Source organism: Streptococcus porcinus (assembly GCF_901542335.1).
Lineage (GTDB): Bacteria > Bacillota > Bacilli > Lactobacillales > Streptococcaceae > Streptococcus > Streptococcus porcinus_A.
The window spans coordinates 740644-761337 of record NZ_LR594036.1 but is presented as its reverse complement, the minus strand read 5'-3'; the positions used below and the strand labels follow the sequence as shown (position 1 = coordinate 761337).

19 protein-coding genes are annotated in these 20694 nt (G+C 33.1%); 1 reads left to right on the top strand and 18 read right to left on the bottom strand.

Translation table 11 applies throughout. From position 1 onward, the window contains the following. Positions 1-19: 19 nt before the first annotated feature. From FGK96_RS03665 to pyrF, 4 genes are all read right to left on the bottom strand, one after another. Positions 20-1477 (bottom strand): amidase, encoded by a 1458-nt coding sequence (locus FGK96_RS03665; protein WP_138081505.1) that lies wholly within the window; start codon positions 1475-1477, stop codon positions 20-22. Positions 1478-1660: 183 nt separating this feature from the next. Next, positions 1661-2419: a GNAT family N-acetyltransferase gene (locus FGK96_RS03660; RefSeq protein ID WP_138081502.1), complete on the bottom strand. Its 759-nt coding sequence runs from the start codon at positions 2417-2419 to the stop codon at positions 1661-1663. A gap of 72 nt (positions 2420-2491) precedes the next feature. Then, positions 2492-3124 carry an orotate phosphoribosyltransferase gene (gene pyrE / locus FGK96_RS03655; RefSeq protein ID WP_138081499.1) on the bottom strand — a complete coding sequence of 211 codons (633 nt, stop codon included), beginning with the start codon at positions 3122-3124 and terminating at the stop codon, positions 2492-2494. Positions 3125-3156: 32 nt separating this feature from the next. After that, a complete protein-coding gene (pyrF, locus tag FGK96_RS03650; RefSeq protein WP_138081496.1) occupies positions 3157-3849 on the bottom strand; it encodes an orotidine-5'-phosphate decarboxylase in 693 nt (230 codons plus the stop codon). A gap of 290 nt (positions 3850-4139) precedes the next feature. Between pyrF and FGK96_RS03645 the strand changes: the two genes are divergently transcribed. Further along, positions 4140-5485, top strand: a protein-coding gene (locus FGK96_RS03645) for an IS3 family transposase (protein WP_420031098.1) whose coding sequence is annotated in 2 segments (ribosomal slippage) — positions 4140-4581 and positions 4581-5485 — 1347 coding nt in all. Because the reading frame shifts where the segments join, the coding sequence is not laid out codon by codon here. A 48-nt stretch (positions 5486-5533) separates the two neighbouring features. Here FGK96_RS03645 and FGK96_RS03640 read toward each other — a convergent pair. The 14 genes from FGK96_RS03640 to FGK96_RS03575 form a co-directional block, all read right to left on the bottom strand. Beyond that, a complete protein-coding gene (locus FGK96_RS03640) occupies positions 5534-6094 on the bottom strand; it encodes a hypothetical protein (protein WP_138081493.1) in 561 nt (186 codons plus the stop codon). 111 nt (positions 6095-6205) lie between these two features. Continuing rightward, positions 6206-7441 carry a nucleotide sugar dehydrogenase gene (locus FGK96_RS03635; RefSeq protein WP_138081489.1) on the bottom strand — a complete coding sequence of 412 codons (1236 nt, stop codon included), beginning with the start codon at positions 7439-7441 and terminating at the stop codon, positions 6206-6208. Between the two features lies 1 nt (position 7442). Beyond that, positions 7443-8510 (bottom strand): NAD-dependent epimerase/dehydratase family protein, encoded by a 1068-nt coding sequence (locus FGK96_RS03630; protein ID WP_138081486.1) that lies wholly within the window; start codon positions 8508-8510, stop codon positions 7443-7445. Positions 8511-8534: 24 nt separating this feature from the next. Then, positions 8535-9731, bottom strand: coding sequence for an NAD-dependent epimerase/dehydratase family protein (locus FGK96_RS03625; RefSeq protein ID WP_138081483.1), 1197 nt, complete (start codon positions 9729-9731; stop codon positions 8535-8537). A gap of 23 nt (positions 9732-9754) precedes the next feature. After that, positions 9755-10930 carry a non-hydrolyzing UDP-N-acetylglucosamine 2-epimerase gene (wecB, locus tag FGK96_RS03620; RefSeq protein WP_138081480.1) on the bottom strand — a complete coding sequence of 392 codons (1176 nt, stop codon included), beginning with the start codon at positions 10928-10930 and terminating at the stop codon, positions 9755-9757. An 18-nt stretch (positions 10931-10948) separates the two neighbouring features. Continuing rightward, complete coding sequence (locus FGK96_RS03615) at positions 10949-11983, bottom strand: polysaccharide biosynthesis protein (RefSeq protein WP_138081476.1); 1035 nt, start codon at positions 11981-11983, stop codon at positions 10949-10951. Then, positions 11983-13494: an oligosaccharide flippase family protein gene (locus tag FGK96_RS03610; protein WP_138081473.1), complete on the bottom strand. Its 1512-nt coding sequence runs from the start codon at positions 13492-13494 to the stop codon at positions 11983-11985. Before FGK96_RS03610 ends, FGK96_RS03615 begins: the two co-directional genes overlap by 1 nt. 28 nt (positions 13495-13522) lie before the next feature. Next, complete coding sequence (locus FGK96_RS03605) at positions 13523-13987, bottom strand: hypothetical protein (RefSeq protein WP_138081470.1); 465 nt, start codon at positions 13985-13987, stop codon at positions 13523-13525. Then, complete coding sequence (locus FGK96_RS03600; RefSeq protein WP_138081466.1) at positions 13977-15107, bottom strand: glycosyltransferase; 1131 nt, start codon at positions 15105-15107, stop codon at positions 13977-13979. Before FGK96_RS03600 ends, FGK96_RS03605 begins: the two co-directional genes overlap by 11 nt. After that, entirely contained in the window at positions 15104-16483 is a 1380-nt protein-coding gene (locus tag FGK96_RS03595; RefSeq protein WP_172601588.1) for an O-antigen ligase family protein, read from the bottom strand. Before FGK96_RS03595 ends, FGK96_RS03600 begins: the two co-directional genes overlap by 4 nt. Continuing rightward, positions 16467-17603: a glycosyltransferase family 4 protein gene (locus FGK96_RS03590; protein WP_138081461.1), complete on the bottom strand. Its 1137-nt coding sequence runs from the start codon at positions 17601-17603 to the stop codon at positions 16467-16469. Before FGK96_RS03590 ends, FGK96_RS03595 begins: the two co-directional genes overlap by 17 nt. Further along, complete coding sequence (locus FGK96_RS03585) at positions 17600-18631, bottom strand: glycosyltransferase (protein ID WP_138081458.1); 1032 nt, start codon at positions 18629-18631, stop codon at positions 17600-17602. Before FGK96_RS03585 ends, FGK96_RS03590 begins: the two co-directional genes overlap by 4 nt. Then, positions 18632-19846 (bottom strand): glycosyltransferase family 4 protein, encoded by a 1215-nt coding sequence (locus tag FGK96_RS03580; RefSeq protein WP_138081455.1) that lies wholly within the window; start codon positions 19844-19846, stop codon positions 18632-18634. Next, positions 19846-20694, bottom strand: a complete 849-nt coding sequence (locus FGK96_RS03575) for an NAD-dependent epimerase/dehydratase family protein (RefSeq protein ID WP_138081452.1) — start codon at positions 20692-20694, stop codon at positions 19846-19848. The genes FGK96_RS03580 and FGK96_RS03575 overlap by 1 nt, the downstream gene beginning before the upstream one ends.

Here is a 20694-nt window from a genome sequence, read left to right as displayed (position 1 = left end):
ATTCTCTTTGTATTATATATTAGATTTTCATTTTAAATTGTCCAGCTTCTTCAAAGAGCGATGCTATTTGTAAAAGTAAGTCTTCACGACCCTTTGCCGCTATAAATTGAATACCTAATGGGTATTTATCCTTAACCAAGGAAAGAGGTAAGGTTATTGCTGGCTGTCCCGTTAAATTAGCAAGTGGGGTATAGGGATTGAGTGCTAGACCTTTTTGAAACATCTCTTTAACTAGCTGCAATTGTTCTTTGCTCGTATAGCCTTCAGCCTGAGCCAATTTTGCCATCAAGTCAGGGGTTGGGTCAAGTTGCCTATGCTTAGGAGCAATGTCATGCGTTGTTGGTGTTATTAACAAGTCATATTCCTTATGAAAGTTAGCCATACAAGCACTATAGAAGTCCCACTCAGAAATAACCTTAGAATAATCTTTAGCTTTTAAATTCTGGCCTGCTTGATAAATGGCCCAGGTCATTGTCTCCATATCAGCTTTTGTAAGCGGGCGTTTGATTGCTTGCTCAATCTCGTCAAACATGGCTGCTGTCTCAGCTGCATTCATAAAGTAATAAGAATCAATCAGGGCTTCCATATCAAAGGGTAGACGATTAATAGAAGTTATCGTATGACCATTATTTTCTAAAAAGGTCACTACCTCTCCTAAGGCCTTGTTAACTTCATCTGAAAAAGGGCTTCCGTCTACTTCATTACTTAATAGAGCAATTTTTAGCGGAACAGATTTTGCATTAGAAAGTACATCCTCGCTTAGTAGAGGTAAGGGAAAAGGCCCTTCAAGTTGACACTCCTGCAGATGGAACAGTAAGTTTTTTGTATCTCTCACTGATTTGGTTAAAGCAAAATGAACTGATGCTCCTTGCCAACTACGGTAGGACTCAGGCCCCGTCGAAATACGCCCCCGACTAGGTTTTAAACCAATCAGACCATTAAAAGAAGCAGGGATTCGTATCGAGCCACCTCCATCGCTAGCTGCTGAGATGACCGTTACTCCTGCTGCCATCAAAGCAGCTGCTCCGCCGGACGATCCTCCCGCATTGCGCGTAAGATCAAAGGGCAGATTGACTGTACCATTCGCTTTACTATCGCTAATATTTTTAAAACCAAATTCTGGGACATTGGTTTTTCCTAAAATAATAAAACCTAAGTCTCGCAATTTCTGAACATAACGACTAGTCACAGTTGCATAGTTCTTTTGAAAAAGGACGGACCCTGAAGTAGCTAAAGAGCCAGTCAAATTCTGCCCTAAATCTTTAATAAAAATAGGAACACCTGCAAAGGGCAAATTAGAAAAATCACGACTCCTAGCTTCTTCACGCGCCTCTTCATACCGCGTTGACACAATCGCATTTAAATCAGGATTAACTTTGTTGGCTTTGGCAATTGTATCTTCTACTAGTTCTAGTGGCGTTACTCGGCGTGTTCTGACAGCATGGGCCATTTCACTTGCATCTTTTAATGTTTTCATTCTGTACTCTCCGGCTAAATTGATCTCGCTTTAGTATAAACCACTTTTTCTTTTAAATCAAAATAAGTACAACTTCTTAAAAAGTGAGCTTGGATTTCAATAATAATCGCTTTTTAAGGTCATTAAACCTATCTTCTCATAGTGTTATGTTACACAATACTCCGAGTTAAGGTAACAGATAAGCTAGTCCTTCTTTTTATGACTCTCCTCTTTGCGAGTACCCGTCCAGTAATGAGCTACTTCCTCATAGCCCTGGTGTTCATACATTTGACGGTTTTCTTCTTCAGAAATGAGGATAGCATATTGAAATCCCTTACTAGCTTCTTTTTGTAGAGCAGAGCCAATTCCCTTTCCACGATAGTTTTCTAAAACACTAAAATCATCCATCTCAATATAGTCACCATAATGCCAAGCCGTTACATCTCCAATAATATCCTGATCATCTCGTGCAATCAAAATTTCAGACCCTTTTTCAGGAAGGTGGACTTGATCCCAGACATGCATTTCTTTAGCAAATTTTTCGCCATAAACTAAGCGCTGTTGATATTTATAATCAAGGTAATCCCTGAAAAGCCGCTCACTTAATCTCTCAATAGTAATACCATCAATTACCTTTTGACTAAGCTTTAAACGACTTATAGGGGTGCTAAAAATAATGTGCTTTTCAATCTCAAACTGTTCAGCTTTCAAGTAGGCTTTTATGTTTTCCGGAAGTTCAGCGTTTTCAGGAAAAAAGACCATTGCGTAGTCTAGAGGGTAATCTTTTTGCTCTTCTCTCAGATAGGCTAAATCTGCACTTAACTGCTCTAAACGGGGTAAAATTTTGTAATCAAGATAATTTGAATAATAGCGAGTTTTCAAATCAGAATCTTTAAAATGATAAAAATGATCCGTATCTCGGTAAGCCTGACTGTAGTCGGTTAAAAGAGTTTTATAAGTCATGCAAAAGCTTCTCCTTCCTTTTCTACTCATTATATCATGAAAAAGGTGACGAACATTCAAAAACAAAATCCTTTATTTCATTTGCCAATTTTCCTGGTCTTCTTGGAATTTTTCTAGCAAAGCCAAGCCTTCAGCATTAACAAAGCCATTTTCTTTGGCTACTTGGATTAAGAGGGAGTAGTTAGACAAAGTCTGACACTTGATACCTGCCTTATCAAAGTTGGCTTTGGCCTTTGGCAATTCATAAGTGAAGATTGCAACGACTCCAAGTACTTCTACTCCTTCTCGAATAGCTGCGGCAGCAGCATCAAGAACTGAACCACCAGTTGAAATCAAATCTTCAACGATAACCATCTTTTGTCCCTTTTCAATATATCCTTCAATCTGATTACCTGCGCCATGGTCTTTTGGCTTACTACGAATATAAGCAAAAGGCAGATTCATTTTATCAGCAACTATAGCACCGTGTGGAATACCTGCTGTCGCCGTTCCTGCGATGATATCTACCTCAGGATAGTGCCTTTTAATAATTTCTACGATGCCATCTTCAATTAAGGTTCGTGTTTTGGGATACGAAAGAGTAATCCGATTATCTGTATAGATTGGGGATTTTATGCCTGAAGCCCAGGTAAAAGGCTGTTCAGGCTTTAAAGAAACAGCTCTAATCTCTAATAATTCAGTAGCAATTTGTTTAGCTAAAGTCATCTTATTCTCCTCAATTCTCTTCAAAAATGCTTTTAGGCATTCCATTCCTTCTTGATAGCTTGATAGGCCTTCCAAGGGTTTTGAGCTCGGGTAATAGGCCTACCTACAACAATATAGTTACTTCCCATTATTTTTGCTTCTTTAGGTGTCACCACACGCTTTTGATCTCCAATCTCTGCTCCTTGCGGTCGGATACCTGGCGTTACACAAATAAATCTCTCCGGTGCCACTTCTTTAATTGCCTTAACTTCATGAGCTGAACAAACCACACCATCGAGTTGAGATGTGACTGCTCCTTTAGCATAATGAAGAACTGACTCAAGTAATGATGTTTGAATATTCTGGTTCTGACGCATCTCTTCTTCATTAGTTGAGGTTAATTGGGTGACAGCTATTAACCGAGTTTCTTGACCAAGTCCCTCACGTGCAGCTTTCAGCATCTCAATTCCACCAGCAGCGTGTACAGTAGTCATATCAATTCTCATATTAGCCAGAACTTGCATCGTGGCTTTAACCGTATGAGGAATATCATGTAATTTTAAATCAAGGAAAACACTGTGCCCTAAAGATTTAATATAGTAAACTATTTCTGGACCGACAGCATAATAAAGTTCCATTCCAACTTTGACATATAATTTTTCCTCCTCAGGGAAAACCTTTAAAAAGAGCTTCACTTCTTCAAAATCCGAAAAATCTAACGCAATAATGGGACGCTTTTCAAACATTTAACTTCCTTTCTACACAAAAAAACCTTACTCTCAGAGAGTAAGGTTACAGAAAATAGAGAGCAAACCGCTCTTACTTTTACTATTTTAACCTTGAAGCCTCTCTGGACTTGTTAAAGGTATGCTATTTTTGTTATTATATCTTATTTAAAAAGAAGTGTCAAAAAAATGGTTAACTTTCTAACAAAATACATAGGGAAATGTATAAGTAGTCTACTCAAAAAGCCCTGCTAAAAGTGTACTGCACCCCAAAAGTTGGACAAAAAATCTAACATTTGGGGTGTTTTTGTATGAAATTAAGTTATGAAGATAAATTAGAAATTTATCGTTTAAAGAAGTCAGGTGTTTCCTGGACTCAATTAGAGATTCAATTTGGAGTAACCCGCTGCAACTTAAAATATACCATTCGACTGATGGATCGTTATGGAGTTGAGATCGTTAAGAAGCAAAAGTACCAAGCTTATTCACCTGAAATGAAGCAAGAAATGATTAATAAAGTCTTGAAAGATGGGCAATCCTTAATGTCAGTTTCTCTAGATTACGCCTTCCCAAATCCAGGAACTCTTGCCAATTGGATAGCGCAATACAAGAAAAATGGTTATACTATTGTTGAGACAACAAAAGGGAGACCAGCAAAAATGGGACGTAAACCAAAGAAAACTTGGGAAGAAATGACTGAATTAGAGCGCCTTCAGGAAGAGAACGAATATCTCAGAACGGAGAACGCCTTCCTAAAAAAGTTAAAAGAGTTAGAAGAACGGGACGAAGCTATCGAGAAAGAACGACAGAAATCATTAAAGAAATGGTTGATGGAGGATTTAGATTAGGTTTACTTCTAAGAGCAGCTCAATTAGCTCGTTCAACCTATTACTATCATCTTAAGCAACTAGAACAAGATGATTTAGACAAGTCCATTAAAAACCAAATTCAAGAAGTCTATCAGAAACATAAAGGTAACTATGGCTATCGTCGAATCACTTTGGAACTGCGTAACAGAGGTTTTATCATCAACCACAAAAGAGTTCAGCGCTTGATGAAAGAACTAGGTTTGGCAGCGAGAATACGTCGCAAAAGACGCTATTCATCTTATAAGGGTGAGGTTGGAAAGAAAGCAGATAACCTTATTCAACGCCATTTTGAAGCCTCTAAACCTTTTGAGAAGTGTTACACCGATGTGACTGAATTTGCTTTACCTGAGGGAAAACTCTATTTATCACCAGTTCTTGATGGTTATAATAGCGAGATAATAAACTATACCATTTCACGTTCTCCTAACTTAAACCAAATTAAAACGATGCTAGAAAAGACATTTCCAGATAAATACTATAACGGAACTATTTTACATAGTGATCAAGGCTGGCAGTATCAGCACAACTATTATCATCACTTTTTAAACTCTAAAGGTATCCGTCCATCTATGTCACGTAAAGGAAACAGCCCTGACAATGGGATAATGGAATCCTTCTTTGGCATATTAAAGTCAGAAATGTTCTATGGCTATGAGAGCTACTATAAATCTCTGGGAGATTTAGAAAAAGCTATTAAAAAATATATTGATTATTACAACAATAAACGGATCAAAGTAAAACTAAAAGGACTTAGTCCCGTACAATACAGAACTAAATCCTTTGCTTAAAATATAATGTCTAACTTTTGGGGGTCAGTACAAAGCAAGACTTGATTTTTATCCTTGTATGTGTTCCGGACTAAATTGAGTTTCAGGAGCCATCTGTTTGGGACTATGGTAGTGCTTACGGAAAGCTTCTTCTTCAATATTGACCATCTTGATTTGCTCATAAAGAACTGGCGGTACAGGTACTTCTTTTAAGGACATCGAAATGATTTTCAAAGAAGAAAAAACATCAATCAAAACCCCAAAGACCCGAATCCGGTTATCGCCCAAGATTGCTTGAAAAACTTCTTTTGATTGACACAATGAAATCAAATCATCCAAACCCTTTACCCATTTATCAACAATCTGAAGGGTTTTATTCATTAATTTGAAGGCGTTTTCTTCGTACCAAAAAGTAGATTCTATTAAGCGTTGCTGGAAATCTAATCCATTGATGGCGGCTACGATATCTCCTAATTCAGACTGCACTAAAGCAGGCGGAAAATTTTCTCCTAAAATAGAAGGCGTTTTTTCGACTAGTAATAACTCATCCTTAAACAGTGTCAAATAGTGAATACTGACCAATAATTTTTGAATTAAAACTTTGTGACCATCTTGTTCAGTTACACTCATACAACACCATCCTTTACCATACACTTCGCTCAAAAACTATATTATAAATATAACACAAGAAAATTAAAAGGGCAATGCTAATGCATAATAATTAGGGGATAAAAGCAACCTTTAATCACGGCGGAATAAGTCACGAGTATAGACCTTATCTTTAACATCATCCAAGCTTGAATCATAACGATTCGCAATAATAGCTTGTGATTTTTTTTTAAACTCATCTAAATTATTGATAATCTGACTTCCGAAAAATGTAACAGATTGATCTAAACTTGGTTCAAAAATAATAACTTTAGCACCTTTGGCTTTGATTCGTTTCATAATACCTTGAATCGAAGATTGCCTGAAATTATCACTATTACTCTTCATGGTGAGGCGGTAAACCCCAATCGTAATATCTTTTTCTTTTTCAGGGTTGTAATCGCTTGATCCTTGGTAAGCACCAGCCATCTCAAGCACTCTGTCAGCAATATAATCTTTACGAGTACGATTACTTTCAACAATAGCCGTCATCATATTTTGTGGAACATCTTTATAGTTAGCTAAAAGTTGCTTGGTATCTTTAGGCAGGCAGTAACCACCGTAACCAAACGACGGATTATTGTAATGACTACCGATACGGGGGTCAAGACCAACACCCTCAATAATAGATTTAGTATCAAGCCCTTTACTTTCAGCATAAGTGTCTAACTCATTAAAATAGGACACACGTAAGGCAAGGTAGGTATTTGAAAATAACTTAACAGCTTCTGCTTCCGTAAATCCCATAATTAAAGTGTCAATGTCTTCTTTAATAGCCCCCTCCTGCAACAAGTTAGCAAAAGCAATTGCCTTATCTGTCAGGTCAGAATCACCTTTATCTGTTCCAACTATAATCCGACTTGGATATAAGTTGTCATATAAGGCGCGAGACTCTCTTAAGAACTCGGGACTAAAAATGATATTTGTTATATGATATTTTTCTCTAACACTTTCTGTATAACCAACTGGAATCGTCGATTTGATAACCATAACGGCATCTTTATTAACAGCCAAAACAGCTTCAATAACTGATTCTACAGCACTAGTATCAAAGAAATCACGCTTGCTATCATAATTTGTTGGCGCAGCAATAATAACAAATTCCGCATCTACATAAGCCTCATGAGCGTCTAGAGTTACTTTTAAATGCAAGTTTTTTGTCGCCAAAAACTCCTCAATTTCCTTATCTTGAATAGGAGATTGTTTTTGATTAATCATCTCCACCTTTTCAGGAATAATATCAACCGCTGTTACCTGATGATGTTGAGCCAAAAGGACCGCCATCGAAAGCCCAACATATCCAGTACCCGCTACCGCAATTTTTTTCATGTTATTGTCCTTTCACATAGAAGTCATAATACCATTCAGCAAATTGTTTCAACCCTTGACGAAGACTTGTATTAGGGGTGTAACCAAACTCCTTTTCCAGTGCACTAGTATCAGCATAGGTAACAGCAACGTCTCCTGGCTGCATTGCTACAAGTTCTTTGTGAGACTCAAAGTCATAATTATGAGGTAATACTCCTGCCGCGATTAATTCTTCCTGAAGAATTGTAACAAAATCAAGTAAGTTTTCTGGGTGGCTATTGCCTATATTATAAATAGCATACGGAGGAATTGGCAAACCATCTTCACCTTGGCTTCTTTTGGGAGCGCCATTCATCACTAAAGTAATGCCTTTGACAATGTCGTCAACATAAGTAAAATCACGTTTACAATTTCCGTAATTAAAAATTTGAATTGTTTCACCTTTAATTAATTTATTGGTAAAGCCAAAGTACGCCATATCAGGACGACCTGCAGGTCCATAAACAGTAAAGAATCGCAAGCCTGTTGAAGGAATATTATACAGTTTACTATAAGAATGTGCTAATAACTCATTAGACTTCTTAGTCGCAGCATATAACGATACAGGACTATCTACCCTATCTTCCGTACTATAAGGAATTTTGGCATTTGATCCATATACAGATGATGAGGACGCATAAACAAGATGTTCGACAGGATTATGTCGACAGGCTTCCAAAATATTGTAAAAGCCAATAATATTACTTTCAATATAAATATCAGGATGTGAAATAGAATACCTCACCCCCGCTTGTGCCGCTAAATTCACAACAATATCAGGCTTATAAGTTGTAAAAATATCATCTACAAGTGTTCTATCAGCAATTGAACCTTTGATAAAAGTCCACCTAGACTTACTAGTTTCTGCAAGATTATTAATCTGATTAAGACGAAATTCCTTTAAAGACACATCATAATAATCATTCATATTATCAAGACCGATAATATGACCAACATGTTCTTCTTTTAATAGTTCAAGTACAAGGTTACTCCCAATGAAACCAGCAGCGCCTGTGACAAGAATTGTTTTATTGGTTACTTTTAATTCCATACTACCCACTCTATAAAGTATTCTCTAAACTTCTTCAAAATATGTATCTGGATGTTCAGGATCAAATATCTCATTACAAGTCATAACGGTTACAAGATTATCTGTTTCAGATAAGTTAATAATATTATGAGTCCAACCCGGAACCATATAGATTGCTTCAATTTTATCACCTGAAACTTCAAACTCAACAATTTCTCCGGTTACAATATTTCTTTCTTGAATTAAACCATGACCACTCACAACGATAAATTGCTCCCACTTACTACTATGCCAATGCTGTCCCTTGGTAATACCCGGCTTACTAATATTAATACTTACTTGGCCGCAATCCTCTGTATGAACTAATTCAGTAAATGATCCTCTGTCATCAATATTCATTTTTAAAGGGTAACTAAATTTATTGATGGGTAGGTAAGTTAAATAAAGGGAGAATAATTTTTTTGCGAAGGACCCTTCCGGAATTTTTGGCATCAATAAATTAATAGGTTGCTGTTTGAATTTTTCTAATAAATCAACAATTTCACCTAATGTTACTACATGGGTTTTAGGAATATAACAATACTTACCATGTAAATAAGGGTGAGGAACGACACCATCATAGTCACATCTTACTTCCTTATTTTCTAACAAGTCTAGCATACCTTCTATCAGATCATCAATGTATAATAGTTCTATCTTAACATTTCTGTCACTGACAGTATATTCTAAATCGTTTGCTATAGCATGACAAAAAGTGGATACTGCTGAATTATAATTCGGTTTTGAATGCCCCATTAAATTTGGAAACCTATATACAGCTACTTTAACACCTTCTGACTTAGCGTATTCAAAGAATAAATTCTCACCAGCTAGTTTACTCTTCCCATAGTCACCATCGGCATATCTACCCACTAAGGTCGCCTGAATTGATGAGGAAAGCATAATAGGTGCCTTATTATTATATTTTTTTAGCGTGTCTAATAATGTGCTTGCAAAACCAAAATTTCCCGCCATAAATTCTTTCGTATTTTTTGGTCGATTAACACCAGCTAAATTAAATATAAAATCTGAATTCTGGCAGAAATATTCTAAGTCATCAACGGTTGAATCCATATCATATTCAAAAATATCATCAATCTTTAAATCAGACCGTGTTCTGTTTTTGTTATCTCTAATATTTCTAAGTTGATTGACTAAGGCAGTACCAACCATTCCTTTTGCGCCTGTAACTAAGACTCTCATTCAATTCTCCTAAGATAAATAATCTAATCTTTACGCCAAACCATTTTATTAACAATATTTGTATAAGATTGAATAATTTTTATTACTTTATCTGACACATTTTCATCAACATAATCCGGAACAGGTAGCCCAATATGCTGATTTTTGTTCATTTCAACTGCTACTTCTACAGCTTGAAGTAACCCTTTTTCATCAATTCCAGATAAAACAAATGTTCCTTTGTCTAAAGCCTCTGGACGTTCTGTACTAGTACGAATGCAAACTGCTGGAATAGATTTACCAACTGACGTAAAATAACTTGATTCTTCTGGTAAAGTTCCCGAATCAGATACAACTGCAAAAGCGTTCATTTGTAAACAATTATAATCATGGAAACCTAACGGTTCGTGTTGAATAACCCTCTTATCTAACTGGAAACCCATTGCTGAAATTTTATTTTTACTACGTGGATGACAAGAATATAATATTGGCATATCATATTTTTCCGCTAGCTTATTTATAGCATTGAATAAACTTAGAAAATTCTTATCAGTATCAATATTTTCTTCCCTGTGTGCAGAAAGAAGAATATATTTCCCTTTCTCAAGGCTAAGCTTCTTATGTATGTCTGAAGTTTGAATTTTAGTTAAATTAGCTTTTAAGACTTCTGCCATTGGAGAGCCTGTAACGTAGGTTCTCTCTTTAGGTAGCCCCGTATCAGCAAGGTATTTTCTCGCATGTTCAGAATAGGCTAGATTAACATCAGAAATAATATCTACAATACGGCGATTAGTTTCTTCTGGTAGACACTCATCTTTACTCCTATTTCCTGCTTCCATATGGAAAATGGGAATATGAAGCCTTTTAGCACCGATGACAGACAAACATGAATTGGTATCTCCTAATACCAAAACTGCATCTGGAGCAATTGTAGACATCAAATCATAACTTTCTGAAATAATATTTCCCATTGTAGCACCTAGATGCTCACCCACCGCATTAAGGTAAACGTCTGGTTCTTCTAAATCTAAATCTTTAAAGAATACTTCATTAAGATTGTAATCATAATTTTGACCCGTATGGGCGAGGATAACATCAAAATATCGTCTAGATTTTTTTATCACCTCAGAAAGCCTAATTATTTCTGGACGAGTTCCAACAATTATTAAAAGTTTTAACTTGTCATTATCCTTCCAACTTAGCATTTCGTATTTACTCATTTGATAGTATCCTCTAACTCACTCTTCTCTTAGTCTTTCTTGAATATAAGAAAGTGCAGCAATTTTTTCTTTAGTTTCCTCAATATTTAACAACTGAGTATTATGACTATTAAATTCTGTTAGTTCAATTCTTTCTGTATCACCTTCGCTAAAATATTTATCATAATTTAAACCACGTTTATCACTTGGAACACGATAGAAATCACCCATATCAATAGCGTTAGCACACTCTTCATTTGTCAAAAGAGTCTCATACATTTTTTCTCCATGCCGAATTCCAATGACCTTGATATCCTCTGCCCGACCGCCAAATAGTTCCATAACTGCCTTTGCTTGCGTTTCAATAGTACAAGCAGGAGCTTTTTGTACCAAAATATCGCCTGAAACCGCATTTTCAAATGCAAAAAGGACTAAATCAACTGCTTCCTCTAAAGACATAATAAAACGAGTCATTGTTGGTTCCGTAATAGTTATTGCATTCCCGGCTTTTATTTGATCAATCCACAGTGGAATAACTGATCCCCTACTACACATAACATTACCATAGCGAGTACATGAAATCTTAGTGTCTTTACTTTGTCTAGCCTTTGCAACAACTACTTTTTCCATCATTGCTTTAGATGTTCCCATTGCATTTACTGGGTAAGCTGCCTTATCAGTGGATAAACAAACAACATTCTCCACTTTTGCCTCAATTGCAGCATTTAAAACATTTTCTGTCCCTAAAACATTTGTTTTTACGGCCTCAATTGGGAAAAATTCACAAGATGGTACTTGCTTCAAAGCAGCAGCGTGAAACACATAGTCTACACCAACCATGGCAATACGCACAGAATTAATATCTCTCACGTCTCCAAGATAAAATTTAATCTTATCAGCGAATCCTGGATATTTCACTTGATACTTATGACGCATGTCATCTTGTTTTTTTTCATCACGTGAGAAAATTCTAATCTCCCCAATATCTGATGTAAGAAATCTATCTAATACAGCATTACCAAAAGAACCTGTACCACCAGTGATGAGTAACGTTTTATTTAAAAATAATTTCATTATTGCTCCAATACTTTACTTACATAATATTTAATTTTTTTAGGTCCAAAAAAAGTAAGCACACTTATCATATAGCCAATAAAACCTGAGAAGATTGTTGATAGTAGAAAATCTCCCCAGCTCGTAATATTACTAAAGGAATAAATCACTTTTGTCACCAAAAATATTAAGGAAATATTAAAAATAGTGATAGTTATAACTCTAAAGAACACCTTAGGAGATATTTTAAATAAATGACTAGTATAATTAGGAATTATAATCCCATAAAGTGAAAATGTAACTAAAAAAGTTGCTAGAAATATAGAAAAAATTTGTAACTTAGTATATTTTAACAACAGCACCATAAAAATTATATTTATAAAACCAGAAATTAACATATATATAGATGGTACTTTAACTTTATCAATAACTATATTTAAATTAAGTATTGGTAAAGATATTCCGACAAAAACCATTTTTAAAATTTCAAAAATAGAAAGTTGCATAAGCAAGGTACTATTATTTCCTGGAACCCAAAGATTAAAAAAGTCTTTTCCATAAACAACTAGAATTACTGATATAGGCGAAAGAACGAAACCTATAAATTTTTGAGAATTGATAACTTCTAATATAAGTTTCGACTTATCTTTTATTGCATACATGTGAGCCACTCTTGGCATAAACACACCATTTATTGCTGTTATGACTCCACTCAATAAAAGTGGCATTGTTTTTACAATTGAAACGGAGCCACTAGCCATTTCTCCTAAAAATATGTTACTTATAATAAGGGAAGTACTATTAATTAATAAATCACCTAATTGGTTAATAGAGTTCCAAATACCAACCTTAAACGTCTTTGTTACTAACGTACGATTATACCATCTAGGTCCTAAGCTCATACCCGGTAATAATTTTTTCGCTATACTTATTTGAATCCCTGAATTAAATGCTTCTAGTAGGAATAGTACCAGACCAACGTATATAATTGAGGGCTTAAAAAAGTAAAATATTGAAAAATATAGTAATAATCGCAAAAATGACTTAGCAATTTCAATATAAGCCCTTATATCCATTCTATTTGAAGAATAAGTGGCGCTACCAAAAATTAAAGTTAAAAACCTTATGATCATCGCTAAAAAAACTAACGAAAATAGGATTTGTATATCAATAAGGTACTTTGGAGAAATGGTTAAAATTTTATCAATCTCAAATACAGTAATAGTTAATACAGGTAAAAGTAGCACACACAATATTAAATTTGAAATAAAAATTGACGCATAATATTGATTAGCTTTTATATTATTACCTCTAACTAGTTCGACTGTAATATATTTTGCTGCCATTGAATTTAGTGCAACAGCAATAACTGTAATGAAACTAACAAAATTATTTGCTATTCCGTAAAATCCATATATTTCTTTTCCAAGGTAACGAACTAGAAAGGGAGTTAAAAAAAAACTAAGTAAGGTTGAAATTCCAAATGAAACTATATTTGCTACTAGATTAATTGATAAACGTTTCTTATCCATTTATAAAAGAATTCTCCATATTCTCTAATTATAGTATTTGTTTTGCAGGGGCTCCTACCCAAGTACCTTTTTTCAAGCTTTTAAAGACTAAGCTATTAGCTCCAATAACAACACCTGAAGAAATATTTACTTTGCCCAGAACAACCGTCCCCGTAGATAATATAACGTTTTCATTAACAATTGGATAATCATCTTCATTATTAATATCTTTTCTACCTAAAACAACATTAGAATATATCTTTACGCCTTCTTTGATAACAGCCCCTTCTCCAATTACAACACCGGTTGTATGCATAAATTCAGCCTTTGGTGAAATTTGTGCATGAATAGATAGTTCACAACTATATTTACTAAGAATATAATTTTTTATTAAGCAACTGAAAAATTTCAAATGATGATTTCTAGTATACTCTCTCAAATATAATAAAATCCTAAAGCGTGTATTAAGACCATATAAAGGCATCAGTGAAACTAATAATGTTTTAATTTTCATCAAATTTCTCCTCGAAGCTAGAGTTTATTATTGAAGCTTTTCTTTCCCAAGAATTATCACGAACAAAATCTTTATAAATAGTAGAGCTAAAATCTATCCCATTAATAGTTAATTGTTCAATAGATTCAGCAAATTCTCCGATTGTTCTCGAAAATTTAATAAAATCAGTTTCTTTATATCCATCAATAGGTATCGTAACTACAGGAGTGCCTAAACTTACTGATTCAACAATCTTAATAGGTCTAGTTGCTCTTATAAACTCTGAATTTTTATAAGGTATAATTATTACCTGAAAACGTTTATAGGCACTAGCTATCTGCGTCTTATCTTTGACTCCGCCATAAAAAACATTCGGATTATTCTTTAAAAGAGAGTTGAAATAATTTCTCATATCCTTTTCAATTGGACCAATAAAATAAAAGTCATAATCTGATTTCTCCTTTATCAAACCACTTAACAAATCTTTATCTATCCAATTCCTAAAATTACCAATAAAACCAACAGATTTTTCAATCTTGTCTATTTGTCTAGAAGATATAAGTGAGCTACCATTACCAATTAATATCATTTTATCTGTATAAGATTGTCTATTCTCCATTAACTTTTCACTCATTAAAAATATAATGTCAGAAGCGCCACATGCATAAGTATCATGATTTAATCGTATTTTGTTAACCGTATTATCATTCGCATTTAAAATCACTTCATCAAAAAGATAATAAGCCATAAGAAAATTTCTTTTTGACTCTTTTATGATTTTAGCCCAAAATGCATTATATACAATAAACCTAATACTTTTTATATTTTCTAAAGTATATTCTTTATCAATAATTTTCCAAATTTGATTTGAAATTAACTTTCTTAATAAGCTTATAGAGACTTCTGGTCTAATTAATAATAAAGGCCTAATAACTTTTAAATTTTTAGAAACTTGTTTAGAGCCTACAAATGTATCTTTTATTCTATCAAATCTACCTTTGAAGGGTGATATAAAAAAATCTGCTGGAATATTCAATACTAAGACTTCAGTATTTTCTATATAAGACAATTCTTCCCATAGCCCTCTATGATTAGCTGATTCAAAATCCTGCGAGGCTAACACGATGTATAAATTTTTCAATTCACTCTCCCATACTTACTAAAATCAACAAAAATTAAACTTATTATAAACCAAATACAATAATTTCCAACAAATTCACTTTGAAATCCACATATAATAATAGCTGGCATAGCAATCTTAAAATATGTCAAATAAAAATTTTTAAGTTTCGAATACTTGAATAATTTTTTTCTAATTTGATTTAAAAATAAAGTTAGTAATATTATTCCAGTAGTTCCATATCCCGATAGAAGTGATGGAAAGAATAGCCCACCATTAACAATCGTTACCTTAGCAGACTCGTAGAATAATTTAGCAGTGACTCCTGGAGCATTTAAAGCCCAAATTGGATAATTTTTAATATAAAAATATCCTTGTAAACCATTGCCTACTCCAAAAATTGGAAAATCTAAAAATGTTTTCCAGTTTGTATACAACGGAACTAAACGCGCTATTGTCGATCCATTAGTTTTATCACTTATTTTTTCAAAGACCATATATCTAAGATTTTGTGGTAATACTTCTTTGAAAAAATTAAATCCTAATGTAAAGAACATTAATAAGACTATTACAGCAGCTAAAAATAGAATTATTTTACTGAGATTATCTTTAGAATTATATAAAAGTAAAAAAAACAATAGTGTTGCAATTATCATTAAATATCCACTTGTACTTTTCATAAATATAACTACTGGTATCCATACAACCAACTGAAGAATATATCGTGATTTTTTTGTATAGTAAAAGCTGCTAAGTAAAAAGGGGAGAATTAGTATAGAAAATATTGTGCCAGCAGATGCTCCTTCTGAACCAGTCAAACTTAATTTAGGCATGAAATCTCCGGGCCATAAAACATTAAAAATATCTATACTATGTAAAGCACTTAGAAACACACCTTTATAAGATAATGTTAAAACTTGATAGTAACCCAATATAAGAAGAAACAAACTTATTTTAGATAAGACTCGTCTTATCTCGTTGACACTTAGTATTGAAATTATTCTGATGTTATAAAGAATCATTGCTATGTATTGAGCAAAATAAATTAACATTCCTGCTATACCAGAATATGCACTCTCCCCAGCGTAATTTCCGTATCTTAGCTGAATATATGTAGCCATCATTATAGATGAGACATTCAAAAAAATCACTACTAACACAAAAGAATTAAAAAGTTTCGATGACTCATCATTAATAATTTTTATTTTACCTTTACTTGAAATTAAACAAAGAATTATACCAATTATGTTAAATATAAAATCAAGATTGACTGATGCACCTTTAAAAACAATGTTTAAAAATAACAACGGTGAAATCATTCTAAATGGCAAGAGAAATAAATATATCTTTGCTAGCATTTTTTCAATATCTATAGTAGTTCTAATTAAGGCGCTCACTATTGTGACTTCTCCATTCATTGAAAATTAGTACATGATCATTCACCATTTGATCAAGTGTATATTTAGAAATAACTTTTAGTGTCTCATAGCTCATCTCACTTGCTTTAGACAAACAAGTTTTAATTCCATAAGTTAAAGCTTCAACATCATCTACGGGAACAATAACTCCATTTTTCCCATTACTCAACATTTCTAAACCAGCATTACATCTTTCAGTAGTTACTACTGGTAGAGCAGCAGCCATAGCTTCGTTAACCACTAATCCCCATATATCTTCTCTAGTAGGTAAAACAAAAATATCTGAAGCCAAATAATACTTTTTTAATTTTTCTTTCGTCATAAAACTTTTAAAGTAAACATTACTCAACTCGTTATTTTTTATTATTTCCATATACTCTTTTCTAGGTTCCCCACCAATAATATAAAGACTAGTTCCGCAGTCAAAACTTTTCATACTCTTTAATAAGATGTCAAAACCTTTCCGATAAATAAACTGACCCGTACTTAAAATTATTTTATCTCCAACGATATCCAATTCTTTTCTAAGTTTCATTTTTTCACTTTTGGAAAGAGGTTCTTTTAAGACATCATTTTTATTTATTGAAGAAAAATGATATCTCTTAATTTGTGACTCTTTTGCCCCATAAGCTAAGTAATACTTATCTAACTCATTACAGGTAGATAAGTATAAACTAGCTCCTTTTAAAATATGTTTTTTCAACTTGGCTTTAAAGGTTTTAGAAGTATCTAAAAATGCACCATCGCCTTCAACAATATATGGAATTTTTTTAAACTTACACCATTCCATTGCCAATATTTCTGTTAGAGATGAATTACCACAAATAACAATCAAATCATAGGAATTATTGATATAATTTAAAACATCTAAACTTAAGGCATTATCTACACCTGTATATATCCCCTTTAAAAAAATACTTGTATAAGAATCTTGAATTGGGGCGCGCCACTTTTTAGATCTTTCTGATGAACTCCTTCTTTGATATAAAACAGTAATATCAATTCTATCACTCAATCTATTAAAAAATTCGACACGATACGGGGAGGGGATATTTATTAAAAACAAAACTTTCATTTTCGCCTCATAGTTATTAATCATCTCACAACCTCTACTATCGAATTTTTAACTACTTCCCAACTGTTTTTTTTTGCTGATTTGACTACTTCTTTTTTTATAGTTATATTACCTTGTATTACTCTTTCCATCAATTGTGCTAATTCTTCATAATTATTTTTATGAAAATAATATACATTAGGATAGTCTTGTAACACTTCTCGTGCAAATAGAGTATCTGTAGATAGTATAATACGATTCAATTCTCTTGCTTCTAATAGAGGTAAGCCAAAAGATTCTATATAAGATGGAAATAATAAAACACCTTGTGACATTAAACTCATAACCTCCGTTCTACTTATCATGCCCAAACTTTCAATTCTTTCAGATTTTAATTTATGTTCAAGAGTGATTTTAACACTAAAACTTTCAAAATTTTGTTCAACAATCTCTACTGCTTTTTCAATTAATTCATTATTTTTATACGGATAATCAGAGGTAGGATAAAAAAAACAAACTTGATTAGAAATTTCTTGATTATTGAGTTTAGGTATGTCTTTTATTGTAGGGGCAATAACCTTAGTATTTTTAGAAATGGTAGAAATAGCCTGTTTTAACCATTCTGATTGAACGATGGTCAAATCAGAACGTTTTACACTTAGTCTAATTAAACTACCTATAATGTATTGAATTACAGCATAAGGAAATTCATTCCTTTTAAAAAAAGAATATTCTTTTTCAGTTTGGAATGGTAATGATTGGTGTAAATATAAAACTGTTTTAGTTGTAGTGAATAATGGAAGAGTATTTTGAAAAGAAACAATTACATCTGGACTAAACTTTTTTATATAGCGGTGTCCGGTAAACAAATCAAATTTTAATCGTTTAAACTTACTCCTTAGTGACTTATCAACAATAACTTTTACATTATTTTTTGAATTTACAATTTGTTCGGAAACTAAAAAAATCCATTCAATGTCACTACTATCTTCTAATACAGTATTATAGAACTCTTCAAATACTGAAAGAGCTCCTTTACTTCTAGCAGCTGTGTTAAGTACAAATATTTTCATTTATATACTCTCTTTATTTAAAACTTTTTTTATTAAAGCCACATATTTCTTCAACTGTATATTAGGGGAAAAATTATTTTTATAAACTTGACTATAGTCTTTAAATTGGCTCCTATATTTTCCTACCTTTTCAATAGCTAAACATAATTCTTCAGTGTTACTTTCACCAATTCCTCTACCAGTCTTATACTTTACTATTTCCTTATTTATATCACTCTCTTTTGAAATTATAGCAATTATTGGCTTACCATAATTCAAATATGTATAATATTTACTTGGAACAGCCAAACCATTCAATTCTTTTTTCAATGAAAGTAAAAATGAATCGCAGCTGTTAGCAACTTTATTCAACTTTTGTTCATCAAGATATCCATATAATCGAACGTTTGTTATTTTGTTCTCAATTATAAATTGTTTGAAACTATCATAGAAAGTTCCGTGGCCCGCAAAAATCCATTCTAAAGAGCTATTGTTTTTTTGAGATAAGATAGCATTTTTAATTGTATCAAAATCTTGGGCTATCCCTATATTTCCAAAATAACCTATTCTAAATATTCCGTCAGAACTCTCTTTAGTGGGTTTTAAAATTGGCTTAGTTTCTGTTGACCAATTTGGAATTATTTCTATTTTATCGGAATCTATATTTCTATTTTCGACTAAAAATTTTTTCATTTCACCTGATAGGGCAACAACTTTATCAGCAGATCTAAACACACATTTATTGACAAGTTTCATTGCTACAGTTAGTAAACTACGCTCCGAGAGCACTTTAGTTTTTATTGCAATTTCAGGATACACATCATAGGATACAAATACTAATTTAGTATTAAAAAACTTCTTTGCAAGCACCGCTACAATTGGTAAAATCGGGGGATTAGAATATACCATTATGACTTTGTAATTCTTCATAACTTTCAGTTTCAGTAAGAAAGCAATAACTATTGAAAAATAATTTACTAACCTTGATATGATGTTCTTTTTTGATAACGTTAGGTAACTTAAACATCTAATTCTAACACCTTCTATAACTTCAGTTTTAGGTGCTTGTTTATCAGCATGTTCTAAATAATTACTTGGGGTGCCTGTTAAAACTTCTACCGTTAGTCCCTCTTTAGCTAAATATTTAGCCGTCATAAATGGAAGCCGGGCAGAAGTAATTTGTTCTGGATAGAAGTATTGGCACATTATAAGTAGATCTTTTTTTTTATTTGACATTACTCACCTTCCGACCTTCTGATAGACTCTTCATAATCCACGACATTATAATCAAACACTTCTTGCGACAGTGCTTGATCATAAGTCAGATTTCCAAATAATTTATTGATTTGACTAACCCTATGCATCTTAGAGATAATAGGATTAAATAAAGATATTAGGATTGTATTTTTTCCATTAACCTTCCGAACCATCTTAACCAGTTCACTGGTATTAACGTAGGTGCTATTTTGCGGAAAATGAAGTCCGGATAAATTATGTTCTATTGCTAGTCTGACAAATTCTAATAAATTATCAATATAAATCATACTACGTTGGTTGCCTATTTTCGGAAAAATAGGGGTAACTTTAGCAAGTTTTGATAATCGCGCATAATTTCCTGTAGCCTTTGGTCCATAGACCATTGGTGGACGCATAATAAGAACATTGAAGGTGTCTGATTCTAATGCTTTCAACCCAATCTCTGCAGTCAATTTACTTTTCCCATAATAAGTTGAGGGTTCTTCTTTTGTAGCACGATTAATAATTGACTCTTTACTTCCATAAACACTCATGCTACTTAAGAAAATAAACTGATCTACACCTGCTTCCTGTGCAAGGTTTGCTAATTCTATTGGTAACTCAGTATTAACTTTTTGGTACAGATTCGGATCAACCTTTTTTTCGTTTTTATGAACAATAGCAGCCACATGAAAAATACAGTCATAAGGGGTAAAATCAAATTCTCGCCAAGTTGGGCTAATCATGTCTAAAGTATCAACCTTATATTCTCCCTCTGATTGTTGTAACCACTTCTCAAAAGAGGTTCCAATATAAGAATTTGCTCCAGTAATAAGAACTTTTTTCAT